Here is a 26,090-nt window from a genome sequence, read left to right as displayed (position 1 = left end):
GGCGAAACTTAGCGATCATGGGAGTCCTTGAAGTGAGAGCTTGGGGAAGCCGCGGGGTCCTCGAGGACTGCAGGTTGCAGCGAGTAGCCCACATTGCGCGAGCTTTTGATGGTGAAAGGAGCGCCTACCAAAGCCAGCTTCTTGCGCAGGTAGGAGATGTAGGCCCACACCACGCTGATATCCGGGGCAGAAGAGGCGTCCCACAGTCGGTCCCGCAGCTGATCTGCAGAGACGATGCGCCCCGGATGGGCCATCAGATACTCCACCACTTGAAACTCTTTGTTGGGCAGCTCCAAAGACCCTTCGGGGCCAGAAAGCCTAAACGTAGTGCGATCCAACGTGACGCCTTCTTTGGCGAGACGACCGTCTACCTCGGCATGGCTGCGAGTGATGGCGTGCAAGGCAGCGACGAGCTCGGCTGCCTCGAAAGGCTTGGTAAAATAGTAGTCAGCGCCGCTCTCAAGGCCTGTGACGCGATCGTCAAGCTCGGCTTTCGCCGTGAGCATGAGCACGGGAACCGGATTGTTTTAAGCGCGCAGAGAGCGCACCACCTCCACTCCGTCCAGCTTGGGCATCATGACGTCGAGGATCGCCGCATCGTAGGCGCCGCTGGCAAGGTAAGCAAGCGCCTGGGCGCCGTCTCCCACCACGTCCACAGTAAAGCGGCTCTTCTCTAAGAGCTTTTTTAGCACCCTGGCCAGGGGTGCTTCGTCCTCGGCTATCAGCAGTCTCACGACACTCCTTTGCTTCCAATCTGTGAGCCCAGTCTATGGAGCCAACCTAAAGCGAGCCTAAAGTCTTAAAGATTGTGGCGCCATTTTGAGTTGGCTTAAGCTTCGATGCCTAACCTCCTGCACAGACCAAAGGAGGTTCTGTGGCTTATACCGCACTCTTTCAAAGGCACGAACTCAAATACCTCTTGGACCTCTCCCAGTATGCCGCACTGCGAGACGCCCTCACCCTCTACATGGAGCCGGATCGCTGGCCGCATTCGACGGTGCGCAGCCTCTACTTTGACACGCCCAATCTGGTGCTGGCACGCCGATCTGCCGAGAAGCCCGCCTACAAAGAGAAGCTGCGCCTACGCTCCTACGGCCCGGCATCCGGCGAAACTCCAGTATTTGTGGAGCTCAAAAAGAAGTATCGCGGCTAGGTGTACAAGCGTCGCTGCCAGGCTGGCTACACTCAGGCAATGGCCTGGCTCTGGGGACAGAGCGAAGCTCCCGAAAGCTCTGCCACCGCCCGGGAGATCGACCGTTTCCTGGGTTTTTACGACTCGCTGGCACCCGCACTTGTGGTGAGCTACGAGCGCGACTCTTTGCGGCTGCGTGCCGGCGGGAGCCTATCTGACGCTTTAATGCCCGCAGCGCTTGCAGCGCACGACCCCTCAAGCCCTGAGCTGCGTGTCACCTTTGACCGCGCTCTCAAAGCAAGCGCCGCTCACCTGTCCCTGAACGCCCAGGCTTCAGGCGTCCAGCTTTTGCCCTCTTCCCAGGTGCTTATGGAGGTGAAGTGCGCCCAGGCGATCCCCCTTTGGCTCAGCGGCCTCTTGTCCGAGCTGCACCTCTATCCCTCCTCGTTTTCCAAGTACGGCCGCGCCTGGACACTCTTCGCCTCGATGCCCTCGACTCAAACCCTCCAGGCACTGGCCTGCTAAGAAAGGATGCACCCAATGGACACCTCTCTTTTTTCCACCCTCTTTGCCTCAGAAAGCCTGGGAATGAGTCCTGCGGGCTTTGGGATTGCCCTAGGAAGCGCGCTTGTGCTGGGACTCATACTGGCTGCGGCCTATAGCTTTAAAAGTAGGGTATCTGCTACCTTCTGCACCACTTTGGCCCTGCTGCCAGCAGTCGTCTGCGCAGTCATCATGTTTGTGAATGGCAACGTAGGCACCGGAGTGGCAGTAGCCGGCGCCTTTAGCCTGGTGCGCTTTCGCTCGGTGCCCGGCTCTGCCAAAAAGATCTGCGCCCTCTTTATTGGCATGGGCACAGGCCTTATCTGCGGCATGGGCTATGTAGCCTATGGGCTCGCCTTCACCCTCATCATGTGCGCCGCCTTCTTGCTGGTGAACTCTTTTGGCACCCATACCAGCCGCAGCTCGCACTATCGCACGCTCACCGTCACCGTGCCCGAAGACCTGGACTACCCCCGAATCTTCGATGACCTCTTTGCCGCCTACGCCACTTCCCATCAGCTTATTCGCGTGAAAACCTGCAATCTTGGCAGCCTCTTCAAACTCACCTATGAGATCTGCCTTAAGGACGGCGCTCAAGAGAAGTCCCTTATCGACGATCTTCGCCTGCGCAACGGCAACTTGGAAATCTGCCTCTCTCCCCAGCCTACCGAGGTTACTTCGCTCTAACCCAGACAAAAAGGACACCCATGAAGAAACTTCCCGCACTTGTGGCAGGACTCTGCCTGTCCACCACGCTTCTGGCAGGCTGTGCTGCGCCCACCCTCCCCGCAGCGTCCCAGACTGCTCAGGGCGCCTACTTCACCGACCGCGATTCTGACACCGCCTACGATGCCGACACCGCCGTCTCACTCGACCTCTCTCAGCTCGAAGAGGCCTCACGAACTCCCGGTGTGTCTGTGGACGGCTCCCAGGTGACACTCACCCAGGAAGGCATCTATCTCATCTCTGGCCAACTGGCCGAAGGCTCCCTTGCCGTCGATGCCCCTCAAGATGCCAAAGTCCACCTCGTTCTACAAGAGGCCGCCCTATCTAACTCGACCGACACCCCTCTTGCTATCACCCAAGCCGATAAGGTCATTATCACCTTAGAAGGCAACTCGTCCCTTAGCCAAACCTCGGAGGACGCCGTCTCAGAAGGCTCCTCGTCTCCTTGCGCAATTGCGAGCAGCAGCGACCTCACTCTCAACGGAGGGGGATTGCTCACCATCACTTCTGCAGCAGGCAAGGGCATCGACTGCAAAGATGATCTGGTAATTGCCGGCGGCACCTACCAGATCGAAGCAGCCAGCCATGGCGCCGAAGCCAACGACAGCCTTTGTATCAAAGAAGCCAGCCTTCAGATCACCTCAGTCGAAGACGGCCTCCATGCCGAGAATAGCGACGATGCCTCCCTGGGCTATGTCTACGTAGAAAGCGGGTCTTTGGACATAGAGAGCCAAGGCGATGGCGTGAGCGCCTCGAGCTGGATGGATATTGCCGACGGCAGCCTTTCTATCACCAGCGGCGATGGCGCCCCTGAAGCCACGCCCGCTTCAAACGCCCAAGCCCCAGGAGAGCCTCCGGCACAACCAGGCGCGCAAAACGGCTCTTTGGGTCTAGGAGGGCCCGGACAAGACAGCAGCGATGCCCCAGGCTTTGGTGGCAAAGACAGCCCAAGTCAAGGACAAACGCCGCCTTCAGGCACCATGCCGCCTGCAATGCCTTCTGGAGAAGCCCTTGGCTCGAACGCTCAGATGCCTCCTGCTGCAGGGCCTGAAAATGCCGCAGCGCCCTCAGATACCAGCGCAGTAAAGGGATCTACAGAAGACGCCAGCGACGCCACCAGCACCAAAGGTCTAAAAGCCGGCAGCTCTCTCACAGTGCGTGGCGACACTCTCATCATCGATGCCGAAGACGATGCCCTGCACTCAGATGGCGACCTCTCCTTAAGCGGCGGTGAGCTTGAGTTGGCCTCGGGAGACGATGGCGCCCATGCAGAGGGGACCCTCACGGTCTCTGGAGGCGCCATTGCCATCTCTACCTGCTACGAGGGACTGGAAGGGGCACGGGTGGATGTCACCGATGGCACCGTTACCCTGACGGCTGCCGATGACGGCATCAATGCCTCCGACGGCAGCGCTACCCAAACCTTTGGCCCTCAGGCACAAGGGGGCTCTTCCTGCGCCATCACCATTTCTGGAGGCACCTTGGACATCCAGGCGTCAGGGGATGCCATCGACTCCAATGGCTCCCTAGAGATCACCGGGGGCACCATTGCCTGTGAAGGTCCCACCCAAGGAGACCCCTCGATTTTAGATTTTGATACCACTGGAACCATCACGGGAGGCACGTTCAAAGGCACAGGGGCTGCCAAGATGGTGCAGACCCTGACCACCGCCACCCAGGGGGTGCTTACAGTGAACACCGGGTCCCAGCAGGTAGGCGCCACAGTGACCCTTAAAGACGAAGCCGGAGCCGTCGTTGAGACCTGGGAGCCAAGCCAACCCTATGAGCTGATTATCTTTAGCTCTTCTCGCATCGTGCCCAACGCTACCTATCATGTTGAAGTGGATGGTCAAACCCTGAGTGCCCAAGCCTCTTAAGGAGCTGCTGCCCCTCATCAAAGCAGCGCTTGAAGATTAATCCTGAGCAGCCAGACGTCTCAAAAGATAATCGCCCACGCCGCCCTCGTCGTTGATAAGGGCGGTGATATGGTTGGCATAGTCTGCCACTCCGGGCTGAGCGTTTGCCATAGCGACCCCATCGCCTAAGGCTGCGAGCATGGGGGTGTCATTCAAGCCGTCGCCAAAAGCGGCGGCTTCTTCTACAGGAATGCCCAAGTAGTCGCAGAGCCAGCAGGCAGCCGTGCCCTTATTGGCCTCTTTATCGCTGATCTCGAGATTGCAGAATTCCGAGGAGGTGACAGTAAGGCCGCCCATAGCCTCGGCAGCCTCGAGCACCGCCCGGCGCTGCTCTGGCGTGTGGTAGTAGACGCTCATGCGATCCACTCGCCCCACCTGATCCAAGAGCTCAACAAGGCTCTCGACCACCCTGCGCGAGCGGCGCGTTTGGGCCAAAAAGTGAGGTTCCAACCCATAGGTGTCGAGCTTTGAGAATCGGTCCTTTTCGGCATAGGCGCAGCCATCGGCGAAAAAGTCGACGTTGACGTCCAGATGAGCCACCGCATCGAAGAGCTGGCGGGCCCGCTGGTGGCCCAAGGGCGTGGCGTGGAGCTCTTGGGAAGTCGTGGCATTGGCCACTACCGCCCCATTGCAGGCAATGATGTAGGAAAGGGCGGGCAGGGCGCGAAGCTCAGGGTAGACGCCAGAGACTGCGCGACCCGTGCAGATCACAAAGGGCACCTGATGCTCTTGAAGCGCCTCCAGGGCAGCGCGACAAGTGGGATGGACGCGCTTGTCGGTAGTTAAAAAAGTGCCGTCGAGGTCTGTGAAGACAATGGATAGGGGTCCTGTGGCGATCTGGGCGGGGTCGTGGGTCATGGAGCTCTCCTGGCCTTTGGCTAGAGACGATCGTTCAGGGGCACGTAGGTGGGGTGGGATTCCACCGAGATGTAGGCTGGTCGAATGATGCGGCCGGCGCCATAGAGCTCCTCCATGCGATGGGCCACCCAGCCAGAGAGGCGGGCGATGGCGAAGATGGGTGTGTGCATCTCGGCGGGGATATCCAACATGTCGTAGACAAAGCCGGCATAGAGGTCCACATTGGCGCAGAGGGGCTTGGCGGTCTGCCGCACCTTTTGCACCACCTGGGGCCCCAGCCGCTCGATGGCATGGATGAGCTGATAGCGGCTGGTATATCCCTTGTTTTGGGCCAACTGGGCGGCCTGGGAGCGGATGATCTCGGCGCGAGGGTCGGAGAGGGTATAGACCGCGTGGCCTACGCCGTAGAGCAAGCCAGACCCGTCGAATGCCTCTTTTCTGGCGATGCGCTCGAGGTAGGCAACCACTTCCTCGTCGTCGGTAGGATCTTTTACGTGGGCTGCCACGTCGTCGATCATCTGGCCCAACTTGAAGTTGGCACCCCCGTGCTTGGGGCCTTTGAGCGAACCCATGGCAGCGGCATAGGCCGAGTAGGGATCGGTGCCAGAGGAGGAAAGCACGCGGCAGGTGAAGGTGGAGTTGTTGCCGCCGCCATGCTCGGCATGGAGCATGAGCATCGAGTCTAGGACCATGGCCTCTTCATGGCTGTAGTTTTTCTCGCCGCGAAGCACGTCCAAGATGGTCTCTGCCATGGACAGGCCTGGCTCGATGGGAGGGATGCGCAGCTGAGTTTGGTTGGTCTCGGCGCTGTAGGCGTTGGAAGCGATGGCGGCGATACGCGGCAGCCTTGCCAAAAGCGAGAGCGCCACGTCGATCTCATGCTCGGGATCGGTGGCGTCAGGATTCTCATCGAAGGCGTAGAGCAGCAGCGTGGCTCGCTGGAGCACATTCATGATGGAGCTGGAGGCCGTGGTGCGCGGGAAGAGCGCCAGGTAGCCTGTGGGCAGCGAGCGGCGCGCGTCGATGCGCGCGTTGTAGTCTGCCAGTTGGGCTGCAGAGGGCAGCTTGCCGGTAAGCAGGAGATAGGAAAGCTCCTCGTAACCAAAGCGATCCTCGGCGTGGGCCGCCTCCACCAGCTGGCCTATGGAGTAGCCGCGGAGGATGAGGTCTCCCTTATCGGGATGAATACCGGCTTCATCTTTGGTATAGCCGTGCACATTGCAGATGGTGGTAAGGCCAGCCACCACACCTGATCCATCGTCATTCCTAAGGCCGCGCTTCACGCCATAGTGGCGGTAAAGCTCTGGGTCGATGGCGTCGATGGAGAAGAAGCCCTCGTAAAGCCCGTCGCTCACTGGCGGGCGGCCCAGCGAGACGGAGGGCATGGGGCTCACATCCATCACGTGAAGCAGGGCTGAGGTGGCTGCCGAGGGAATCACCGGACGATAGGTGCCAGGTGTTGCCAAACGATAGGTCGCGTCTTGAGTCATAGGGGCTCCTTAGAGGCGATACATGAAGCGGAACACATCCTCGCGCTGGAGCATTACCTGCACGCCTAGGGATTTGGCGACCTCATCGAGCTCCTCTTTGAGAGCGTCGAACTCCACGCTGACGGCGGTGAGGTCTACCAGCATGGTCATGGTGAAGATGCCCTGCAGGATGGTTTGCGAGATGTCCAAGATATTGGCGTCGTGGTTTGCCAGCACCTGAGTGATGGCGGCAACGATGCCTGCGCGGTCAGAGCCAAGCACCGTGAGAATGGCGCGGCCTTGGGTGGCAGAGACAGCTTCCATGAGATCCTCCTTATTACCAGAGAGGCCCCGGATTGGCGGGGCCTTAAGGCGTGTCTGCTATTAGCTTATAGGATGGATGTGCGCAAATGGCTAAGAGAGGGCGGCCTGAAAACGAGCCGTTATCTGATCGGGAGATTCGTCCAGTGCGCAAGAAAGCTCAGAGAGGGAGCGCTCCTGAGCCTCTTTGTAGATGCGCTCGTAGATGACCGGGGCCTTTTTATGGGAGGACTGGGCATCTTGGATACGGCTACGGAAGGTTTTGGCGATGCGCACCACGTCTTTGCAGGAACCGTGGCGGATAGCCTTTTTGAAATGCTTCTCTTCAAGAACGGCAGAGCGGTCAGTGAACGGGTCGAGCTCCATCTCGCAGATGTTGTTGATAAGGCCGTTGGCCTCTTCTGCAGAGACCACCGGACGCAGATTGTCCTCTGATGCCACGGGATACTTGATGAGCATGGGATTGCGGCCATGGGTGGGCATGAGGTGATAGGTGGGGGTGTCTGAAGTGTCGATTGCTTCTACGCGACAGACGCCTTGACCGGGATGGACGATAAAATCACCGACTGAATACATACAATTCCTCCGTTTCCCTTGCATTCATTGTAGCACTGGATATAATGAAAGATTTTTCTCATCTTAAAGACTATGAGGAAACCTCATAGACAGCTGTCTGACCTGCGGATAAACGCTTCTCTACCAATGGACAATGCTAGGATGGGTGGGCAAGCGACTCTTGAGCAAAGGTGGTCCCCTGTTGAACATCCTGGCCGTAGTGCCCGCCTATAACGAAGAAGAGAGCCTGGAGGCCACCGTCGACGGCCTTAAGGCTGCCTGCCCTTGGATCGATGTGCTGATCATCAACGACGGATCCCGCGACCACACTGGCGAGATCTGCGACGCCAGGGGCTACAACCACTTGGACATGCCGGTGAACTGCGGGCTCACCTCTGGCTTTCAGGCAGGCATGAAGTATGCCTTGCGCAATGGCTACGATGCCGTGGTGCAGTTTGACGCAGACGGCCAGCACCTGCCGGACTACATTGCCCCCATGGCCAAGGCCATGGAAGACCAGCAGGCAGACATCGTCATCGCCAGCCGCTTTTTGGAGGGCGAGCGCGGCCGCTCCCTGCGCCACGTAGGAAATGCGCTTATCTCCTGGCTCATCCGCATCACCACCGGCGTCACCATCACAGATCCCACCAGCGGCATGCGCATGTTTTCCAAAGACATGTTCGATCCCTACGCCACCGGCATGGACATTGGGCCCGAGCCAGACGCGGTGGCCCTACTCATTCGCAAGCGCGGCGCCAAAGTCATCGAAGTGCCCGCTCAAATGCGCGACCGTATGGCCGGCGAGAGCTACCTCAAGCCCACCAAAGCCATACTTTATATGGCTCGCACCTGCTTAAACATCCTGCTCTTCCAGTGGTTTCGATAGGAGTCATCCGTGGAAATCCCTCTGCGCCTCGTCTGTTTTCTAGGAGCCGCCATCACTTTTCTGATGATCTGCCGCTCCATTCGCAAGCAGCGTATCCAAATTGAAGACTCGCTCTTTTGGGTGTGCTTCGTGGCCCTGCTGGTGCTCATCGCCATCTTCCCTCAGCCCATCTATTGGTTAAGCGACCTCTTGGGCTTTGTCTCGCCCTCAAACCTCATCCTGGTAGGCGTCATCGCCATCATGCTTTTGCGCCAATATCGCGACTCTGCCAAGATCTCCCAGCTCAAATACCGCTTGGACCAGCTGGCCCAAGAAGTGGCGCTGGACGACAACCGCGAAGAGGCCCAAGAGAGGCAGGAGCGCCGCTAACACGCCGCGACGCCCCCTCCTACATCTTGGGTATCGAATCGCCCCTCGACCCTCCTAGCGCCGGAAAAACGCGCGGTTGGCCGGCGTTTCATCTACTTCTACCTGGACCACCGGCAATCCTTTGGCCTCCAGGCGGCAGAAGATCTCATGGGCCAGATTCTCTGCCGTAGTGCGGAAAGGCAGCACCTCCAGGGCGAAACCTTCTGACTCCAACGCCTGGACGGTGGTGGGCTTGAGCGTGCCCTGCTCTACCAGCAGCCTATGGTCGAACTCATCGCACACCGCAGCTACACTTCGCTTGAAGCGGCCGAAGTCCGCCACCATGGATCGCTCTGTGCCCTCTTGACCCAGCTCTTGAGACTCCACCGTCACCTCCACCCGCCATCTGTGGCCATGGAGGTTTTCACATTTGCCGTGATAGTCTGCCAAAAAGTGAGCGGCATCAAAGTGTCCTTCAGCAATAAGCCCGTACATGAGCGTCCTCTTTTCATCTCAGGTGCTCGCAGCCAAGCGCCTCTGGTGTCATTTAAGTGCGCAGCGACTCTTAGACCCATTTTGACCCAGGATGCTGATACCTTGAAATCAGGGATGCCAAAGGGGTCAAAGGCCACTTTAGGCTACAGAATACCCGCCTTTACCATTCAAGCAATCCAGCACCGTCTCCTTAGGGCCTTAAGGACGTCACCTGCTCCAGAGCCCGCATCTCATTTGGCACGAAGAGAGTTTTCATGTCCGTCGCTTCTATAAAAACTATTACCGAGAACCACCCCCGCCTCTGGCTGGGCTCCCTCCTGGGGCTCATAGCCCTGGTGACATGGGTCGCCTGCGCCCTTTTGGGCTGTCCTTGGCGCTTGGCCCTTTTCTGGGCGCTCTTCGCACCCAGCATAGGGCTTTGGGTTCTCAAGGGTCGCCAGTTGGCTGGCCGTCCTATCGCCTGCTTTGTGGCCATCGCCGCTCCTTTGGGCCTCCTATATTGTTGCTTCATGCCTGCCATCGTCTCTGTGAGCTGGGATGGGTACGCCCATTACCGCAGCGCGGCAGCCATTGCTGCAGGCCAAGAGAGGCTCTTATCGGTAGGAGAACTCACCAACTTCGACCCTGACGGCATCTACAACGTGGGGCCTTTCCCTTGGGGTACCAGCGAGGATGACTGGTCGGCCAACTGGTCCACTATCCAGCAGGATGGCAATTTGGATAGAGCGCAAGCCTATATGGATCGCTGGGACCAGGTGACCTTTCCTCAAGAGGAGTCTCCCGAGACCTCGCTGCAGCCCACTCGGCTCCCCAATGCGCTGGGGCTGGCTTTAGCCCAGGCGTGCGGGGCGCCCCTCTCGGTGCAGCTGTTCTACGGGCGTCTCACCAACATGATTGCCTATATCGCGCTCATGGCACTGGCCATGAGCCGGCTGGTCTCTGGAAGGCGCATCCTTTTGGTCTTTGGCCTCACCCCTACCCTGCTCTTCATGGCTGCCAATTACTCCTACGACCCCTGCGCTATCGCCCTGCTCTCTCTAGCCGGCGCCAGTTTTGCCAAAGAGCTGCAGACCCCCCATGAGCCCTTGAGCCTGGGTAGGGCTGCCTGGATCTTGGCGCCTTGGGTCATCGGCACCTACACCAAAGCGGTTTTTTTGCCTGCAGCCCTTCTCTTCCTATTCATGCCGCGCTGCAAATTCAAGCGCCCGCGGGATCGAGTCCTCTGGATTGGAGCGGCCACGCTCTGCGTAGTGGGGCTACTGGCAAGCTTTGTGGTGCCCTATCTCTTTGACAATGCCTCCATCGCCCCTGACACCCGTGGCGGCTCTACCAGCATCGACAGCCTAGGGCAGCTCCGCTTCATCCTGGAGCATCTCTGGGCCTACCCTCTCATCCTTTTGGCCTCTTTCATCAATGTATTCACGCCCTTCCAGCTCTTCGCCAACCTCTTCATCAACTTCTGCTACTTGCCCATCCCCTCTGGATGGCCACTTTTCTCGGCAGCATTCATAGGCTGTTTGGCTTGGTCCGTGGTGGCAGACCGCACCCAAGCAGATGACTTCGGCGCTCAGCCCCGCTATCGCTGGAGCCTTTTTATCGGCATCTTCTTGGGCTTTTGCCTCATGGCCACCGCCCTCTACCTCAACTACACCAATCTGGGGGCGCCCTTGGTGCTGGGGCTCCAGGTGCGCTACCTGCTCTTTGAGATGGGGCCGTTCCTGCTCATCTGCCTCAACTTCGGCAGCGGCCCAGCTACGCACCTCGCCCAAAAAGCGCGCTCCTGGGCAGGCGCCAGGGCAGCTGCAGCCGCCCCCTTGGCCTTGAGCGGGATTATGGCGGCGCTCAGCTGGGCAATCTTTATAAGCGGCTTTGTGATGCGCCTCTAGCTTGCCGTCCTAGGGCGAGTGGGACGCTATTGGGTGCGCTCGGACTCATCCACCTGAGGGATGCGCTCCTTGATCCAGTTCACCAGGTTTTCTGGAGCAGCGCCGGTTACTTCGCATAGGTCGTGGCCGCCGCCCCATACGCAAGTGAGGTCTACTTGCTGGGCAGCCCCAGTGGAGCGCAAGCACCAGGCCAAATTGATACCCGAGGTAAAGGGCACCACCGACTGCGCGAGACCCACCTGGATACGCCACTGAGGAGCCACTTTCGCGCTGCCGAGAAGATCGGTCTCCCCTACCAGATAGTTAAAGGCGTTGGCCATCTGCCCCCGGCGCTCGACAGTGGCGCCCTGGGCGTTTTTCTCAAGAAGCTCGACGCCCCAATCGCCCGGATAGGTGTTCTGCCAGCCAGAAAGTGTGGCATAGGTGCTCTGGTTGTGGTTGAGCAGCTCGTAGATATCCCTGCTAAAGTGCAGCGTCGCATGGGTCCCGGTCCCGAAGAGCTGGTTCTCGTCGGTTTTGCATTCAATGCCATCGAAGGCAGTGCAAGGCAGACTGGCAGGGGCGCAGGCTTGGATGAAGCTGCGCAAATCGGCAATGCGCACCACCATATCTGAGGGGTTGTAGGAGAGCCATTGACTGGTGCTGTTGAGGGTGGCCAAGTAGGCTGCCACAGAAGGCACCGAGATAGCCGGGGCAGACGACACTGCCTCGCCCGTAGCGCTTTGGGCCACGTTGGCAGCGATGGCTTGGCTGTCGGCGCCAGTAGCTTGGCCGCCTGGGAACCCCGCGCTGGTTTGGATAGAGGCTGAGAGCGTGGCAGGAAAAGACGCATGCTCGAAAAACTGCGTGGCTGCCCCCTCCAGCTGAGAGAGAAGCTCCTGGTAATAGCCGCCATCGCTCCAAAGACCGTCGCCAGTCTCTACCAGCGATAGCTCTCGAGCGTCCTCTCCAGAGCCTGAAGAGAGCCCCAGCGCGTTTACAAAGGGGCCGTAGGTGCCTGCCAGATCTTGAGAGAGCGCCGAGGTCCAAAGATCGGTGACCCGACTCTCACTCTGAGAGAAGCGCCCATAGAGCCACTCATAGGCGCCATCTTGATGGGTAAGGTCTACCACCGGCGTCCACGCAAGTACGCCAGTAAGAGCATCTGAGACCGGGTTTCCCCGGCCATCCCAAAGGGCCGCGCCGTCCTCCTTAAGATAGAGGTCAAAACAAGGGGCATCGCCTGAAACGCCCATAAGCGACGCGATGCCTGCACCAGCCCCTAACCCCATGCCATAGATGGATTGGGCGCCTCCGGGCAGAACGGCAGCGTTATAGCGAAGGAAGCGGACGGCTGCTTTGAGGTCGGTGATGTTCCAAGGCATGCCGCCGTCAAAGGACCCGTCGCCTTCCAGCTGGTTTTTGGACTCATAGCCTCCTGAGCGGCCGCGGCATCCCGCAAATACATAGATGCAGCCAGCGTCCAGATAGGTCTTGAGGCCCTCGTAGCTATAGGTGCTGGCTGCGATCTGCGGGCCAAAGTCGCCGCAGTTAATGGGCAAAAGAATGGGCGCAGAGGCCTGAGGGATCTCAGCCACCTGGCTGTCTTCTTTCACATGGCACTCATAGGTGGCGCCATGAGCCTTGCTCTCAAAATAGGCGCCAGGCACATAGATAGAGAGTTTTTGGTAAAGGCTTGCTACGGGATCAAGCACATAAGGCAATCCCAACTGATAATAGACGTCGTGTTCCTCGTCGTAGTTCCACGCAGAGCCATCCAGTGCCAACTTATCAAAGGCATGCACGTCTACCTTGGGTTTTTTCTGATCAGCAGAGTCTTCCTCAGCGGGAGCAGGGTTCTGGGCGCACGACGCAAGGGTCAATCCTGCCAAGCCAGCCGCGCCACATAAAAAATTTCTCCGGGTGAGCGCCATGGACGATCATCCTTCCTTCTGCCACTGCCTGCCTCACGTGCCCTCTCTAAAAGAGCGGCCTTAGGTAAGTATGGGTCGCAAACCTCGCAGTTGAATAACTTCCTTAGAGCCGCCACGAGCTCACCACGGTTTCTCCAGACCCTCCCTCATCATTTGTAAAGAAAGCACCCCGTTCCCCCATTTGCCGCCCCATCGCCCACCTGGTTTTGTCATCATAGATGTCAAAGCACCGTGTGAGGAGGTTGTCCATGGCTCGCAAGACTCCGGTTACCTACGACGACGTGTTGTCTTGGTGGTCCTCGCTCTCGCATCAAGAGCAAAACTACGAGCTGTCAGATTTCGCGCTGGAGTTTGCCTACCAATCGGCCAAGATCGAGCGTGCCGACATCACCTTTCAAGAAGCCAGCCAGGTCTTCGAGCATGCCAGCGTCACCAACTACACCGGCCCCGTGCGAAACCTCATCTCTATCGCTAACCAGCGGGTGGCCTTCTTCTGGATGCTGGACGCCCTTGCGTACTGCCGCCCCTTGGACGAATCGCTGGTGCTCTCGCTCCATCGCACGCTGACCTATGGCACCTACAGCCCCACTCAGCTTGCAGATGGCGAGCGTCCGGGCAAATATAAATTGAGCGACTATATCGTGCGCGAGACCCATGAGGTGGGCGCCTCCCCTGAAGACTGCCCTCTGCTCACCCGGGAGCTCTGCCGCGAAGTGTGCGCTCAGCTCCCCAATCTCACTCCCAAGCGCGCTCTCACCTGCGCCGCCTACTTCCACAACGCGCTGGTCTCCATCCACCCCTTCTCCGAGGGAACAGGCCGCGTGGCCCGCGACCTGGCCAACTTCATCCTGCTGGCCGGCGGCCATCCGCCAGTGTGCGTCTACGCCAGCGACCAAGCCGCCTTCTACGAGGCCCTGGAAGCCTTTGATTCCACCGGAGACTTGGCGCCTTTCAAGGCCTTCCTACGCGAGGAGACCCTGCGCACCTGGGAAGACCGCGTGCGCTAGCATCCCAGAAGGCGCCTGTCAGCCCCCCGAGTCCTCAAACTGCCGAGAAACACACCCTCCTACCTGGAACGCTTCCAAGCAGGAGGGTGCGTGGGTTTGAGTGCGCAAGAGCCTGGCGCATGCTCCGTTAAGGTTACTCGTGCTCCACCTGGCTGGCGATCTTATCGGGCACTGCCATGGTGCCGCGCTTGTCTGCGCCCCAGAAGCAGCAAGACATGAAGCCCGGGCCTACGTGACAGCCGATGGTCGGGCCAGCAAAGCTCTCCAAGAAGAGAGTGTTCTCATCGGAGCGGGAGATCAGGTCTTCCAGACGGCGAACGTCGGCAGGGCAATCGGCATTGCCAATGGCGCACACCGGAGTGTTCTCCTCGTGGTTCTTGAGGTAGTTGTCGGCCAGGCGACGAATGCCCTTCTTGCGGCCGCGCGCCACGCCTACCAGCTCCAGCTTGCCGTCCAGCGCAATGGTGAGCATGGGCTTGATGTCGAGCTTGGTGCCCACAAAGGCAATGCCGGTGGGAATGCGGCCGCCACGGGCCAAAGCCTTGAGGTCATCCACCATAAAGAGGGTGTGGATGAAGTTGTGAGCCTCGGTCGCCCATTGAGCCAGGCCCTCCATCGAAAGGCCCTTGTTGCGCTGGCGCACCGCCTCGTACACCAGCAGGTTCAAAGGAGTGGATGCAAGCTTGGTGTCCACAATGGTGAGGGGGATGCCAGGATAGTCTTCCTTCACGCGCTCCAGCGCGGTACAAGCGCCCTCGTAGCAGCCGGAGATGCCGGAATCAAAGGCCAGGTAAATGGCGGGTTTTCCGCTCTTGGCCACCTGGCGGAAGCACTCCTCGAACTCCAACTGTGAAGGCTGGCTGGTCATGGGAGAGGCGCCGTGACGCATGGCGTCATAGAACTCATGGGCAGTCTTGGCGTTGAAGAGGTTGTCGGTGCCCGAGAGGCCGCCGTCCTCTTTGTCTGCCTCCGTATAGGTGAAGTGCAGGACGGTAAGGTCGTTTTGCTCGGCGAATTCTTTGGTGATCTCACAAGGAGAGTCAACGATGATGGAATAGGGGGCGTCCATAAGGTCCTCCGGGTGCAAAGGGGTCAATACATAGACATATAAATGTTACTCTACCGATTTGAGGCTTTCTACCATGTCGATGGAGGCAAGCTTGGGGAGCATGGCCAAAAGTACCAGTCCGCAGAAGCCCAGGGTGAGCCCAAAGGCCATGACAAAGCTCACAGCATGGATCTCGCGGCCAAACATTGCAGCGTCCACCTCGGCAGTCACGATGACGTAGGACTCAAACCACACGCCCATGACAAGGCCTACCAGCGCGCCGATGATCACGATGAGCACTATCTCGCGAAACACGTAGGCGTCCACTTCTTTTGGAGTAAATCCCAATACCTTAAGGCTGGCGATCTCGCGGACGCGCTCGGCGATATTGATGTTTGCCAGGTTGTAGAGCACCACAAAGGCCAGCAACGCCGCCGCCGCGATAAGCACGATCATCACCGAATCCACCGATTTGAGCATGGAGCGGTAACTGGCGATGGTCTCGTCGTTGAGCGTCACGGTGTCCACGCCGCCCATGGCCTCCACGGCCTCGATGATCTCTTGGCGCTCAGAGCCGCTCTCGGGCACCAGCCCATAGACGGTGTGGGCTTCCGGCAGAGGGCCAAAGGCTTTCTCATAGGCCCCTTTGCCTAGGTAGACCACCGAGCCCAGATAGGTCTCGCAGACTCCGGTCACCGTAATCTTGTGGGGGCTTCCGGTGCGGTTGCCCACGGCGTCTTCCTGGTAGAGCTCGAGGGTATCCCCAGGGGCGACGCCTAGCGAGGCGGCGAGTTTCTCGGTCACGATACAGGCATCGTCAGCAAGCTCGCAGGGCTCTTTGGTGACACGGTTTCTCAAGGTCATCACCGAGCTAAACCCCAAGGCATCCTCGGGCACCGTCAGCGTGGCCGTATGGTTTTTGCCGTCGCTGGCGGCGCTGTCTGCCATGACGTTTTCTGTATAGGCGCTCTGGGTGGCTGCTGCGTTGGTATGGCTTGCCAGGTAGGTCACCACGGCCTCATGCTCCTCAGGCGTCGCGTCCTCGGCGAGGCCCACCGTAAGGTTGTAGTGCATGATCTCGCCAAATTGCTTATCGATGATGTCGTTGATAGAGTCACGCACCCCAAAGCCTGTGAGCAGCAGCATGGTGCAGCCGGCGATGCCCACCACCGTCATGAAGAAGCGGCGCTTATAGCGAAAGATATTGCGGAAGGTGACCTTCCAAGAGAATGACAGGCGATTCCAAAGGGGCTTGACGCGCTCCAGCAAGATGCGTTTTCCAGCCTTGGGGGCACGAGGCTGCATGAGCGAGGCCGGGCTTTCTCGCAAGCTGGAAAGGCAGGCGAACAAGGTGGCGCCCAAGGTCACCGCGATGCCGAGAAACGCCGCCGCCAGTGCTTGAGGCGCCTCGATGGGCAGCGGCCACGGCCGAGCAGGGACCGCATAGATGATGCCATAGGCGTCAAAGATCACGCCGGGTAAGAGCTGGGACATGGTAAGAATGCCCAAAAGCGCACCGACCACCGAGGCCAGCCCTGCATAGATGAGGTACTTGGCGCAGATGGCGCCCGCCGAATATCCCAGCGCCTTATAGGTGCCAATGAGCCCACGCTCGTCATCCACCATGCGCGTCATGGTAGTGAGCGACACCAGGGCCGCCACCAAAAAGAAGAAGAACGGGAACGCGGTGGCGATGGCGTCGATGCGCTGGGAGTCAGACTTATAGGATTCCGCGCCATAGTTGCGCGTGCGGTCCAACAGATAGATGTCAGGACGGGCGATATCGTCTATCTCTGCCTGGCCATCGGCAAGTTTGGCCTCGGCCTCTGCAAACTCTTGCTGGGCCTTTGCCTCGTTTTCCTTATACTCGGCCAGGCCGCTCTCGTAGTCTTTTCTGCCTTGCTCAAGCCTCGCGGCCGCCTCGTCCAGCGACTGCTGCCCCTCTTGAATCTGCCGCTCGCCATCATCCAGCTGGGCCTTGGTGGACGCCAACTGCTCTTTGGCTGCTGCAATCTGCGCCGCGCCGTCCTCTAGCTGCGTTCTGTGGGCATTCAGCTGGGAGCGGCCGGCCTCTAGCCGACGCGCCCCCTCATTGAGCTGACCCTCCTGGACTTTGAGGGCAGCCAGCCCCTCTTCATAGCGCGCCACGCCGTCTTTGGCCTGTTGAATGGCGCTCTCGTTGTCCAGCAGCGTGTTTGCCTGAGCTTCCAAAGCCTTAAGGCCTGCGAGCGTCTCTTGGGAGATAGGTTGGCCAGCAGTAGCCGCGGCTTCCAGCTGGCCGATAAAGGCTGCCGCCTCTTGCTGGATCTCTGCCACCGTAGCGCCCTTAAGCCCCTGGGCTTGTGCAGCAGACACCAGTGCTTGGCATCCCTGCTCATAGGCAGAGATCTGCTGCTTGGCTTCATCGATGGCAGAGGCCTGGGCTTCCAACTGCGTTTGAGCCTCTCGCAGCTGTCGCCCGGCCTCTTGGAGAGTGGCGCTGTTGTCGTCTAAGGTGGCCTGCGCCTGCTCCAGCTCCACCCTCCCATTTTCTAGCTCGACTTCTTTGTCAGCCAGCTCAGCAGAGCCCTCTTCCCACTGAGCGCGGCCATCCGCCAACTGCTGTCGTTTCTCGGCAAGGGTGGCGCGTCCCTCGTCCAAGGAGGCCTGGCCTGAATCCAGCTGGGCCTTGGCGTCTTCCAGCTGAGCCTTGGCGTCATCAAGCTGGGCTTGGGCATCGGCGCGTTCCCGTTCGTAGGTGGCGCGATTGTCGTCCAAAGTCTTTTGGGCCTCATCGCGCACCTGGGCCAGACGACCGTTTGCGATACCAGCAAGGCGGCTGTCGATAGAGGCTGCCACCTCGTCAACCCGCTGCTGATAGGCATCGGTCCCCCAGAGGGCATCCTTGGCCCCAGAGACTTCGACTGAGACCTGGGTATAGGGAGTGTCGCTGTCGAAAGCAGAGGGCCCCACAAAGGCCACTTGTCCCAGCATGCCGCTGCCCAACGAGGTGGTAGAAAGCGTGGTCTCATTGGTGAAGGCAGCGCATTCCACCATTCCTACCACCTGGTACTCGCGTACTTTGAGCACGCCGTCGAGATCGGCGGAGCTATAGAGCACTTTGATTGTCTTGGGCATCGCCCCCGCAATGGCCTTCTTGTAGAGCACCACGCATTCGTTGTCGGCAGTGGGCCAGCGACCTTCCATAAGCATGAGGCGATCCAGGTACCCCCCGTTTTCACTTAGCACTGCAGGGCCATCTACCTGGGAATCCTTAGCGGCTTCCTCATTAAAAGACATGATGCGCACCGAGTGGGAGGTGCCGTCGATGTCCGCCATGACGTCCACTGTGCGCTGAGGCATGACCGCCTCGACCCCGGGGGTGACTGCGATCTCATCCACGGTCTGGTCGCTAAAACCCAACGTGGAGACCAGCTGGATATCGAACAAACGAGTGGCGTCGTAGAACGCATCGGCCGATTTGCGCATTCCCACACCGGTCATGCGCAGGCCAGCGAAAAAGCCGCAGCCCATGGCCACGATGATGACGATAGCAATGAAGCGGCCCAGCGACGCTTTGATGGTGCGCCCTATCTCTTTCCAGTAGATGGGGGGCATAGGCTACCACTCCACAGTGGCGGCATCGGCCGGATGAGGGTTGACCTCGATGGAGGCAGCTCGTCCTTCACGCACCGAGATCACGCGGTCTGCGATCTGTGTAAAGGCAAGGTTGTGGGTGACGATAGCCACCGTCTGCCCGGTTTGGTGGCAGGTATCTTGCAAAAGCTTGAGAATTGATTTGCCGGTGCGGTAATCCAGTGCGCCGGTTGGCTCATCGCACAACAGCAGCGCTGGATTCTTCGCGATGGCTCTGGCAATGGCCACGCGCTGTTGCTCGCCGCCAGAAAGCTGAGCAGGGAAATTGTTGAGCCTGTGAGCAAGCCCAACCTGTTCGAGTACTTCTGCTGCAGGCAGAGGGTTGGCGCAAATTTGACTGGCCAGCTCCACGTTCTCTAGAGCCGTAAGGTTTTGCACCAAATTGTAGAACTGGAAGACAAAGCCAATATCGTTTCGCCTATAGGCTGTGAGCTGTCTTTTGTCCATGGACGAAACGCATTTGTCACCCAAATAAATGGTGCCCGAGGTAGGACTGTCCATGCCGCCCAACATATTGAGCACCGTGGTTTTACCTGCGCCCGAAGGCCCTACAATAATGCAGAGTTCCCCCTGCTCAATAGAGAAGGTCATGCCGTCAACCGCTATCACAGACACGTCGCCCATGGCATAGACCTTATGCACATCTTGAAAGCTCACGAACGCCATAGCCCTCCCTCCTTCGCACGCTAATAATCCATTATAAAGATGAGCAGGGTCACAGAAGGATTTTATAGAGAACTCTTGTGCCCCTTCAAAAACCGCCCCTCTCCTTACCTGGAGGCTCTCATGGCCGATTCCGTCTCCCCCAATCCCCACATCCCAGATCAAGGGCTCCGTCGTTACACAGTACGGTTTGGAGGGCGCTGCCAAGGCGTAGGCTTTCGCTTCACTTCTGCAGACATTGCGAATCATCTGCATCTTGCCGGCTGGGTGAAAAACGAGGACGACGGCTCAGTCTCTATGGAGCTTCAAGGATCTGCCGAGAATTGCCAACGTTTCTTTGCGCAACTTCAACGGGCCTATTCGCGTCTTCCCTGGAGCTTTACGGTGGAAGATATCGATCCTATCGACCCTATCCCTGAAGACAACGTCTTCCACATTAGGTATTAAGGAACCCAAAAGAAGCTTTGCCCAAAAGCTTGGTTCTCGCTAGGCAGCTTGCTCTTGAGCTTCCTGAGCGTCTTGGCGATTTTGGACCAAGATCCAGGTGACTGCCAGGGCTCCCACTACGTCCACCACCGCAGGAACGTAGTTGATGTGCACGTAGAGGGCCATGGGCACAAAGTAGCTCCAGCCCTCGAAGACCAGCAAAAAGATGGGGATCGAGGCAAAGAGCCAATAGTGACGAGTGCCCGAGAACCGAGCGATGCCCCACGCGACAATGGCCCCCAAAAGGCAGGCCATATAGGACACGACAATGGCAAGGATGCGGCTTTGGGTCCACCAAGTACCCTGAATAGCTGAGGACTTGCGACTCATAACCTCTGACATGGACTGGATGATGCGGTAGTTATTGCCGCTGTAGTTGGCAAAACGCACGATGTAGTAGATGGTGACCACCCCTGCCAAGAAGCAGCCGGTGCGTACCGCTGCCTGGCGGCCATTGGGGCTCAGGCTGGCGATGACCACTACCAAAATGGCCCAGATGCCCACGGAACCAGAGGGAAAGCTAAGATAAAGCGCAGTATGGTAGTTAAACCTGGGGTTGAGTTCCAAGATGGCCACGAGCGCCCCCACAACCAAACCTACAATGAGCGCCGCCAGCGCAGATCCACCCAGGTCGAGGGGGTAGTGCTTCTCGGTCACTGAAGCCTCATGGCGCGCAAACCCGTCAAAGCTATGATCTCGAGGGGTCTTGTTGGACGCATGTCCAACCTGCGCAGGGCGGACCTTGGCGCCTGCCAGAAGCGATCTGTGTGGCACATCCCAGCGCATGGCCCTGTCACCCACCCATCTAAGAAGGTCGAAGAAGCTTCTCTACGCCTTATAAATCCCCTGGAGAAGACGGGTTGAATACCAAAATTTAAGGACCCGGGTGCTTTACACGGTGCGGCTACTGAGTTGATTTCAACCTGCAAAAAAGCTCCGACACCTCAAATGTCGAGGCGCCGGAGCCTAGAGATTCTCGAGGTTATATCTGCCTGCGCCCCAAGAGCAGGGAGCTGCAAGCTAGAGGATCATCTTGCCGCGGTTGATCACATGCTTGATGTGGTAGCTGGAGTCGACCAGGATGATGTTGGCCAGACGGCCATCCTCCAGAGAGCCCACCTTGCCCTCTTGCTTGGTGGCTAGGGCAGGAGTGAGGGAGGCGGCATTGATGGCCACGGGAGCGGGAACGCCCATCTCGATGGCACGCTTCATAGCGTCGAACAGGTTGCCGTCCTCAGATACCAGCACCACGCGATCCTGCAGCAAGGCGAAGTTGGCAACGATGTCCTTCTTGGAACCATTGTCCTCGCTGGCCACCAGCTCTACAAAGACGCCGTCGTTCTTGAAGGCGGCATCGATCACGCCGGGCTTCTTGTCATCCAGCTGGATGCGCTCGGCCCAAGGGGCAGACACCAGGGTGGCGCCAGCCTTGATGGCCTTCTCGGCCTGGGCAAAGGTGGCATCGTTGTCGACAATGGCCACCACGGCGTCTTTGGAGGTCTCGCGCACATAGGTCTCGATACCCTCATGAGTAGCGTCCACATCGATGACCTTGATGAGACCCTGGGCGTCTTTTTGGAGGTCGCGGAAGGTATCCACGTCGTCGTAAGCCAGATCTTTCCAGGACTCCTCAGAAGGCTTGGCATCCTCGATATGAGCCAGCGGGTGTTCCAAGGAAATGCCCAGGATAGTGGCGTTGTCATCCTTGCGGGCAGCTTCGTCGCCGTTCCAGTCCAAGATCGTCTTGGTAACCTTCTTGGCATGGGCGACAGGCAGGCTCACTGCAGGCATGTAGCCCAACACGCCATTGCCAGCCTCATAGCGGGAGACCTCGTCAACGCGATAGTTGCCTGCATCATCGTAGACAGTGTCTGCAGCCTGCTTCACACGGATGTCTACCAAGCCGGGCAGGGCGATGAAGTCGAAGGCGTCGACAATCTCGCCGTCAGCGGCGGCATCAGACTTGATATATTCGCCCTCGGTGACGATATCGGTCTCTTTGAACGTACCGTCGGGTTGAAACACTTTAGCGTTCTTGATGCGCATGAGTTGCTCCTTCAAATGTAAATACCTGCGAGGGCTCAGTAGACTGGGCCTCAAAATAACTCGCCCATTTACTACCCGACCACCTCCACTTTCAAGCAGCCGTCCGCTTATTGTGGCGGATAAACAAACCTCACAAACACCGGCACCCCTGCAAGCTGCAGGAATGCCGGCATCATTGGCTCTTTATGGTGGGGTTTTCTAGGGTTTAGGCGAGCGCCATCTGGGCTTCCTCGTAGGAGTCGAGCTCCTCGCTCTTGGCAAAGGACCCCAGCTTGGCACCCAGCGCCATGCAGCGCTCCACTTGGGCGCCCTGGGGGAAATTGTCGAGCTTGATGGCAGAAACCAGCTCTACGCCACGGTTCACCATGGACTCTTCCCACACATCTACGGCATCGCCGGCGTCCTCGTAGGAACCAAAGACGGCTACAGGAGCCTCGTGGAGGTGCTCTCCCAGCTCGTCTAGATAGGCGTCGAAGGAATAGGATTCCTCATCGCCCACCGTGGGGCAGCCAAAGGCCACCGCATTGAACGAAGCCATGCGGGAAGGCTTGAACTCTTCTGCAGTAAAAATGGTGACCAGCACGCCGGAGTCTGCAGCGCCACGAGCAATCATACGGCCGATGGTCTCAGTCTTCTCATTGCCATTCCAGTACACGATAGCGATGGAATTCATGGGTGAATCCTTTCAGTCGAGCCGGGTACGCAAGGCGCCTGGGATGCCACAGGCGAAGCGGACGCAACCTCTCCAAAGCATACGAAATGCGATTCCGCCAATGGGGCACCGGCTTTAGGTCGAGTGGGATTATGCACCAAGAGGGTCCCTCTTTAAACAGTCTGTTGTCTATTGTTCATAGTTCCTCAATAGGCCTTTAGCAAACCCCAAAACTATCCCCTAATTAGTATTTCACGTCTTTAAATGGCATTTAAGTTTCCCAAATTTACCTTAACTGCTTGACTTTGCATGAAGGTGACTCTATGGGTTTCGATTAATTGCAAGAACAAAAATATGCATTCTGAATGAGATTTCATGCATCTTAAGAAAGAATGAATTTACTTTTCTATATTTCGTAGCGCTTCAATAGTATCTACCTCGCGCTCTAAATTGTCCAAAAGACCCCTCGTAGCTGGGTAAAGGCTTATTCCTGCAAATTAACTGAGTTTCTCTGGGATTTCACTCCCATAAAGGGGGAGTAAGCATCTATTCCATCTTTTGTTTCTGAAACCATGAGGCAACCAACTGAGGAGAAAGTGCCTCCTGACCAGCTGCGTATTTAAGGCTGCGCGGCTCGACTTCTAAAGGAGGCATCCATGATCGACACCGGAGACACTGCCTTTATCTTGGTGAGCGCGTTTCTCGTCTTCATCATGACTTTGGGCATTGCATTCTTTTATGGTGGCATGGTACGTCGCAAGAACGTAGGCAACACCATGCTCATGTGCACCACCGTAGCGGGCGTGGTGTCAATCATCTGGGTGGCTGTCGGCTACAGCCTGGTGTTTGGATCGGGCTTTGGCACCGGTGCAGGCGACAGCTTTTTGGCCCACCCCTTCTTGGGAGGCTTGGAGCGGGTCTTTCTCTCAGGAGTGACTGTAGATACCGTCTGGGGAACCATCCCCGAGTTTGTATGGGCTATCTACCAGGGCATGTTCGCCCTTATCACCGTGGCCATCATCGTGGGTGGCATCGTCGAGCGCATGCGTTTCTCTCAATTCCTTGTCTTCATATGCCTTTGGGTCTTGATCGTCTATTGTCCCCTAGCCCACATGGTGTGGGGCGGCGGCTGGATTGCCGATGCCCTTGGCGCCTACGACTTTGCTGGCGGCGACGTGGTCCACATCTCTTCTGGCGTCACCGCGCTGGTGCTCGCCCTTATGGTGGGCCCCCGCTTTGGCAACGGCAAGCTCTCCTACCAGCCACACAACATCCCCTTCATCTTGCTAGGCACCCTCTTCTTATGGCTAGGCTGGTTTGGCTTTAACGCCGGTTCTGCCGGAGCAGCCAACGGACAGGCCGGCCTCGCCTTTGCCACTACCAACACCGCCGCTGCCGCCGCCATGCTCTCCTGGATGGCCTGCGAGTATGCCAGTACCCGCAAGGTCACCCTCTTTGGTGCGTGCTCTGGTGCGGTGGCCGGCCTCGTAGCAGTCACTCCTGGCGCCGGTTACGTAGACATCTGGGCTGCCGTGCTCATGGGCGTCATCGTCTCTGTGGTGTGCTTCTTCGCCGTCTCTCGCCTCAAGCCGCGTCTGGGCTATGACGACGCTTTAGATGCCTTTGGCGTTCACGGCATTGGCGGCATGACGGGCACCATCCTCACAGGCATCTTTGCCAATCCTGCCTATGGTCCCTTCGCCGGCCTCATCTTTGGCGACCCCATGCAGGTAGTGCGCCAACTGCTCTCCGTGCTCTTTGTCATCGCGTGGGCCGGAGGCCTCTCCTTCCTGCTTGCCTGGTTCTTGAAGCGCCTGGGCGGCGACCTGCGCGTTGCCCATGAGGACGAAGAGATCGGCCTCGACGTCGCAGCGCACTCCGAGCCCTCCTATCCCGCCTACTCCGGCATGGACCTTCACTAGTAGGGATGGGTGTTTTTCTCGGCCATTCCTTACCGAGAAACCCCTACCCTTCCTCTCCCGTTCAACCTTTACGCTAAGGAGTCTTTGAGCCATGCAAAAGATTGAAGCTGTTATTCGGCCGGAAGCCGTGTCTCGCACCCGCGACGCGCTGGTTGCGGCAGGCGCAGGCGGCGTGACCATCCTCCAGGCCCAGGGCATGGGCCAGCAGCATGGATTTACCGAGTACTACCGCGGCACCGAGGTCTTGGTGCAAACTCAGCCTAAAGCCATCATCATCGTGGTGTGTGAGGATGAGCGAGCCGAAGACCTGTGCAAGACCATCGTCTCGGCAGCGAAGACCGACGATGAGGGCCAGGTGGGCGACGGCAAGATCTTTGTAACGCCCATGAGCCACGTGTGGCGTATCCGCACTGGGGATACGGACGAGGCCGCGCTCTAACGACCCCTACAAGCTTTTTTGGGCCGAATCTCGGCAGGCGAGCAGCAAAAGAGCCGACTCCCCACAAAGGAGGTCGGCTCTTCTCGGCAGCTTATGCACGGGATCGAAACTTTAGGGGCGCTGACCCATTCCACCCTCAAGTACAAGGGTCTCACCCGTCATGAACTTGAAGTCCGGGCTTGCAAGCTGAACTACTACACGACCAATCTCGGTCTCAACGTTGCCATAGTGGCCCATGGGAGGCATGTGAACATTGGCCTCAAAGGCGTCGGGATAGGCAGTTTGGAAGTCCTCCAGAGCCTTGGTCCAAGCCAGAGGGCATACCACGTTGACGTTCACGCCATCGGGACCCCACTCAGTAGCGGCCACACGGCTCATGCCGCGGATGCCTTCCTTAGCAGCGGCATAGGCCACCTGGCCATAGTTGCCAAAGAGACCGGCGCCAGAAGCGAAGTTGATGACAGAGCCCTTGGACTCCTTGAGGTAGGGGTAGCAGGCCTGCATGTAATAGAAGGTGGCATAAAGGCCAGAATAGATAGCCAGGTCAAACTGATCGGGCGTGTGATCTGCCAGTGTCACGCCCGATGCCGAAGCCTGCGCATTGTTTACCAGCACGTCGATGCCGCCAAACTCGGCAACTGTTTGATCGACCACATTTTGCACGGTGGCTTTATTGTCTTTACCAGCTTCTACGTCAGCCTGAACCCAAAGGACACGCACTCCAAAGTCGGCCTCGAGGCGCTTCTTGGCCTCCTCCAGCTTGGCAGTGTTGCGGCCGGTAACCACAAGGTTCGCACCTTCTTTTGCAAAGGCAGTGGCGATGCCGTAACCAATGGAGCCCGCCGAGCCATCGCGCAGCCCCGCAAAACCGCCGCCAGTGATGATCACCGTCTTACCGTCAAACATACCCATAGCCGATCCTCTCTTCTTAATGGCTTGGCCACTTCTTCTTCCTTGAAAGCAGTGCCGCCTGAACAGAACTTAAAATCTGAAACGCCATTATGGACTCTCCTTAAGATTCAGGCAACTCTAGTCCCTTAGAATAAAGTCATCGAGTTCCTCGCGACATTTCTATTCTTGTGGCATATCTGCAGGTAGGCGACTTTCAGCTGCCATTTCCAGGAGGGTCCATGACCACTAAAG

The 26,090-nt window shown here is 58.3% G+C and carries 26 protein-coding genes and 1 pseudogene (1 of these 27 only partly in view); 12 read left to right on the top strand and 15 right to left on the bottom strand.

The window, feature by feature from the left end:
* Nucleotides 1-8 precede the first annotated feature (8 nt).
* Both OR601_RS08640 and OR601_RS08635 read right to left on the bottom strand, forming a co-directional pair.
* Nucleotides 9-296: a helix-turn-helix domain-containing protein gene (locus tag OR601_RS08640; protein ID WP_323373089.1), complete on the bottom strand. Its 288-nt coding sequence runs from the start codon at nt 294-296 to the stop codon at nt 9-11.
* 114 nt (nt 297-410) lie between these two features.
* Nucleotides 411-734: pseudogene (locus OR601_RS08635) on the bottom strand (response regulator transcription factor); the annotation flags it as partial.
* Nucleotides 735-874: 140 nt separating this feature from the next.
* Between OR601_RS08635 and OR601_RS03155 the strand changes: the two are divergent.
* From OR601_RS03155 to OR601_RS03140, 4 genes are read left to right on the top strand one after another with little or no spacing between them, the layout of a single operon-like run.
* Nucleotides 875-1,153 carry a VTC domain-containing protein gene (locus OR601_RS03155; protein ID WP_136012959.1) on the top strand — a complete coding sequence of 93 codons (279 nt, stop codon included), beginning with the start codon at nt 875-877 and terminating at the stop codon, nt 1,151-1,153.
* Complete coding sequence (locus OR601_RS03150; RefSeq protein ID WP_265592170.1) at nt 1,154-1,657, top strand: VTC domain-containing protein; 504 nt, start codon at nt 1,154-1,156, stop codon at nt 1,655-1,657. It begins immediately after the preceding gene.
* Nucleotides 1,658-1,672: 15 nt separating this feature from the next.
* Nucleotides 1,673-2,362, top strand: coding sequence for a DUF4956 domain-containing protein (locus OR601_RS03145; RefSeq protein WP_265592169.1), 690 nt, complete (start codon nt 1,673-1,675; stop codon nt 2,360-2,362).
* Between the two features lie 20 nt (nt 2,363-2,382).
* Nucleotides 2,383-4,278, top strand: coding sequence for a carbohydrate-binding domain-containing protein (locus tag OR601_RS03140; RefSeq protein ID WP_265592168.1), 1,896 nt, complete (start codon nt 2,383-2,385; stop codon nt 4,276-4,278).
* Between the two features lie 36 nt (nt 4,279-4,314).
* On the opposite strand, the gene OR601_RS03135 is transcribed toward OR601_RS03140, so the two are convergent.
* The 4 genes from OR601_RS03135 to OR601_RS03120 all read right to left on the bottom strand — a co-directional run bounded on the left by OR601_RS03135 (nt 4,315) and on the right by OR601_RS03120 (nt 7,541).
* Nucleotides 4,315-5,175 carry an HAD family hydrolase gene (locus OR601_RS03135; protein ID WP_265592167.1) on the bottom strand — a complete coding sequence of 287 codons (861 nt, stop codon included), beginning with the start codon at nt 5,173-5,175 and terminating at the stop codon, nt 4,315-4,317.
* A 20-nt stretch (nt 5,176-5,195) separates the two neighbouring features.
* Entirely contained in the window at nt 5,196-6,665 is a 1,470-nt protein-coding gene (locus OR601_RS03130) for a citrate synthase (RefSeq protein ID WP_265592166.1), read from the bottom strand.
* Between the two features lie 9 nt (nt 6,666-6,674).
* Nucleotides 6,675-6,968, bottom strand: a complete 294-nt coding sequence (locus OR601_RS03125) for an ACT domain-containing protein (protein ID WP_136012964.1) — start codon at nt 6,966-6,968, stop codon at nt 6,675-6,677.
* A 90-nt stretch (nt 6,969-7,058) separates the two neighbouring features.
* On the bottom strand, nt 7,059-7,541 hold the full coding sequence (locus OR601_RS03120) for a CarD family transcriptional regulator (protein WP_136012965.1): 483 nt from the start codon (nt 7,539-7,541) through the stop codon (nt 7,059-7,061).
* Nucleotides 7,542-7,722: 181 nt separating this feature from the next.
* On the opposite strand from OR601_RS03120, the gene OR601_RS03115 reads away from it, so the two are divergent.
* A complete protein-coding gene (locus OR601_RS03115) occupies nt 7,723-8,406 on the top strand; it encodes a glycosyltransferase family 2 protein (RefSeq protein ID WP_265592165.1) in 684 nt (227 codons plus the stop codon).
* 9 nt (nt 8,407-8,415) lie between these two features.
* Complete coding sequence (locus OR601_RS03110) at nt 8,416-8,775, top strand: DUF2304 domain-containing protein (RefSeq protein WP_136012967.1); 360 nt, start codon at nt 8,416-8,418, stop codon at nt 8,773-8,775.
* 54 nt (nt 8,776-8,829) lie between these two features.
* Here OR601_RS03110 and queD read toward each other — a convergent pair whose 3' ends face one another.
* Entirely contained in the window at nt 8,830-9,249 is a 420-nt protein-coding gene (gene queD, locus OR601_RS03105) for a 6-carboxytetrahydropterin synthase QueD (RefSeq protein ID WP_136012968.1), read from the bottom strand.
* Between the two features lie 254 nt (nt 9,250-9,503).
* Here queD and OR601_RS03100 point away from each other — a divergent pair, with 254 nt between their 5' ends.
* Entirely contained in the window at nt 9,504-11,135 is a 1,632-nt protein-coding gene (locus tag OR601_RS03100; RefSeq protein WP_265592164.1) for a DUF2142 domain-containing protein, read from the top strand.
* Between the two features lie 26 nt (nt 11,136-11,161).
* On the opposite strand, the gene OR601_RS03095 is transcribed toward OR601_RS03100, so the two are convergent.
* The gene (locus OR601_RS03095) at nt 11,162-13,048 is read right to left on the bottom strand and encodes a hypothetical protein (protein WP_265592163.1); all 1,887 of its coding nucleotides are present in this window, start codon (nt 13,046-13,048) and stop codon (nt 11,162-11,164) included.
* A 248-nt stretch (nt 13,049-13,296) separates the two neighbouring features.
* On the opposite strand from OR601_RS03095, the gene OR601_RS03090 reads away from it, so the two are divergent.
* A complete protein-coding gene (locus OR601_RS03090) occupies nt 13,297-14,055 on the top strand; it encodes a Fic family protein (RefSeq protein ID WP_167604347.1) in 759 nt (252 codons plus the stop codon).
* A 133-nt stretch (nt 14,056-14,188) separates the two neighbouring features.
* Here OR601_RS03090 and OR601_RS03085 read toward each other — a convergent pair whose 3' ends face one another.
* The 3 genes from OR601_RS03085 to OR601_RS03075 are packed head-to-tail and all read right to left on the bottom strand — an operon-like array spanning nt 14,189 to nt 19,405.
* Nucleotides 14,189-15,124, bottom strand: coding sequence for a DegV family protein (locus tag OR601_RS03085; RefSeq protein ID WP_265592162.1), 936 nt, complete (start codon nt 15,122-15,124; stop codon nt 14,189-14,191).
* A 45-nt stretch (nt 15,125-15,169) separates the two neighbouring features.
* On the bottom strand, nt 15,170-18,700 hold the full coding sequence (locus OR601_RS03080; RefSeq protein WP_265592161.1) for an FtsX-like permease family protein: 3,531 nt from the start codon (nt 18,698-18,700) through the stop codon (nt 15,170-15,172).
* Between the two features lie 3 nt (nt 18,701-18,703).
* Nucleotides 18,704-19,405 carry an ABC transporter ATP-binding protein gene (locus OR601_RS03075; protein WP_265592160.1) on the bottom strand — a complete coding sequence of 234 codons (702 nt, stop codon included), beginning with the start codon at nt 19,403-19,405 and terminating at the stop codon, nt 18,704-18,706.
* 120 nt (nt 19,406-19,525) lie between these two features.
* Between OR601_RS03075 and OR601_RS03070 the strand changes: the two genes are divergently transcribed.
* Nucleotides 19,526-19,849, top strand: coding sequence for an acylphosphatase (locus tag OR601_RS03070; RefSeq protein ID WP_265592159.1), 324 nt, complete (start codon nt 19,526-19,528; stop codon nt 19,847-19,849).
* A gap of 39 nt (nt 19,850-19,888) precedes the next feature.
* On the opposite strand, the gene OR601_RS03065 is transcribed toward OR601_RS03070, so the two are convergent.
* The 3 genes from OR601_RS03065 to OR601_RS03055 all read right to left on the bottom strand — a co-directional run bounded on the left by OR601_RS03065 (nt 19,889) and on the right by OR601_RS03055 (nt 22,607).
* Complete coding sequence (locus tag OR601_RS03065; protein ID WP_136012976.1) at nt 19,889-20,674, bottom strand: hypothetical protein; 786 nt, start codon at nt 20,672-20,674, stop codon at nt 19,889-19,891.
* 234 nt (nt 20,675-20,908) lie between these two features.
* Nucleotides 20,909-21,934: an amidohydrolase family protein gene (locus tag OR601_RS03060; RefSeq protein WP_136012977.1), complete on the bottom strand. Its 1,026-nt coding sequence runs from the start codon at nt 21,932-21,934 to the stop codon at nt 20,909-20,911.
* Nucleotides 21,935-22,139: 205 nt separating this feature from the next.
* Nucleotides 22,140-22,607: a flavodoxin domain-containing protein gene (locus OR601_RS03055; RefSeq protein ID WP_136012978.1), complete on the bottom strand. Its 468-nt coding sequence runs from the start codon at nt 22,605-22,607 to the stop codon at nt 22,140-22,142.
* Between the two features lie 635 nt (nt 22,608-23,242).
* On the opposite strand from OR601_RS03055, the gene OR601_RS03050 reads away from it, so the two are divergent.
* The gene (locus tag OR601_RS03050; RefSeq protein WP_265592158.1) at nt 23,243-24,508 is read left to right on the top strand and encodes an ammonium transporter; all 1,266 of its coding nucleotides are present in this window, start codon (nt 23,243-23,245) and stop codon (nt 24,506-24,508) included.
* 91 nt (nt 24,509-24,599) lie between these two features.
* On the top strand, nt 24,600-24,947 hold the full coding sequence (locus OR601_RS03045; RefSeq protein ID WP_265592157.1) for a P-II family nitrogen regulator: 348 nt from the start codon (nt 24,600-24,602) through the stop codon (nt 24,945-24,947).
* Between the two features lie 111 nt (nt 24,948-25,058).
* On the opposite strand, the gene OR601_RS03040 is transcribed toward OR601_RS03045, so the two are convergent.
* Nucleotides 25,059-25,859, bottom strand: a complete 801-nt coding sequence (locus OR601_RS03040; RefSeq protein WP_136012994.1) for an SDR family NAD(P)-dependent oxidoreductase — start codon at nt 25,857-25,859, stop codon at nt 25,059-25,061.
* Nucleotides 25,860-26,077: 218 nt separating this feature from the next.
* Between OR601_RS03040 and OR601_RS03035 the strand changes: the two genes are divergently transcribed.
* Nucleotides 26,078-26,090: the start of a nucleoside hydrolase gene (locus tag OR601_RS03035; protein ID WP_265592156.1), read on the top strand. Its footprint extends 992 nt past the window's final position; 13 of the gene's 1,005 nt are visible here — the first part of the coding sequence; it begins with the start codon at nt 26,078-26,080; its stop codon lies beyond the right edge, outside the window.

This window comes from Leptogranulimonas caecicola (genome assembly GCF_023168405.1).
Lineage (GTDB): Bacteria > Actinomycetota > Coriobacteriia > Coriobacteriales > Atopobiaceae > Leptogranulimonas > Leptogranulimonas caecicola.
The sequence above is the reverse complement of the archived record's forward strand: the minus strand, read 5'-3'. Positions and strand labels throughout refer to the sequence as shown.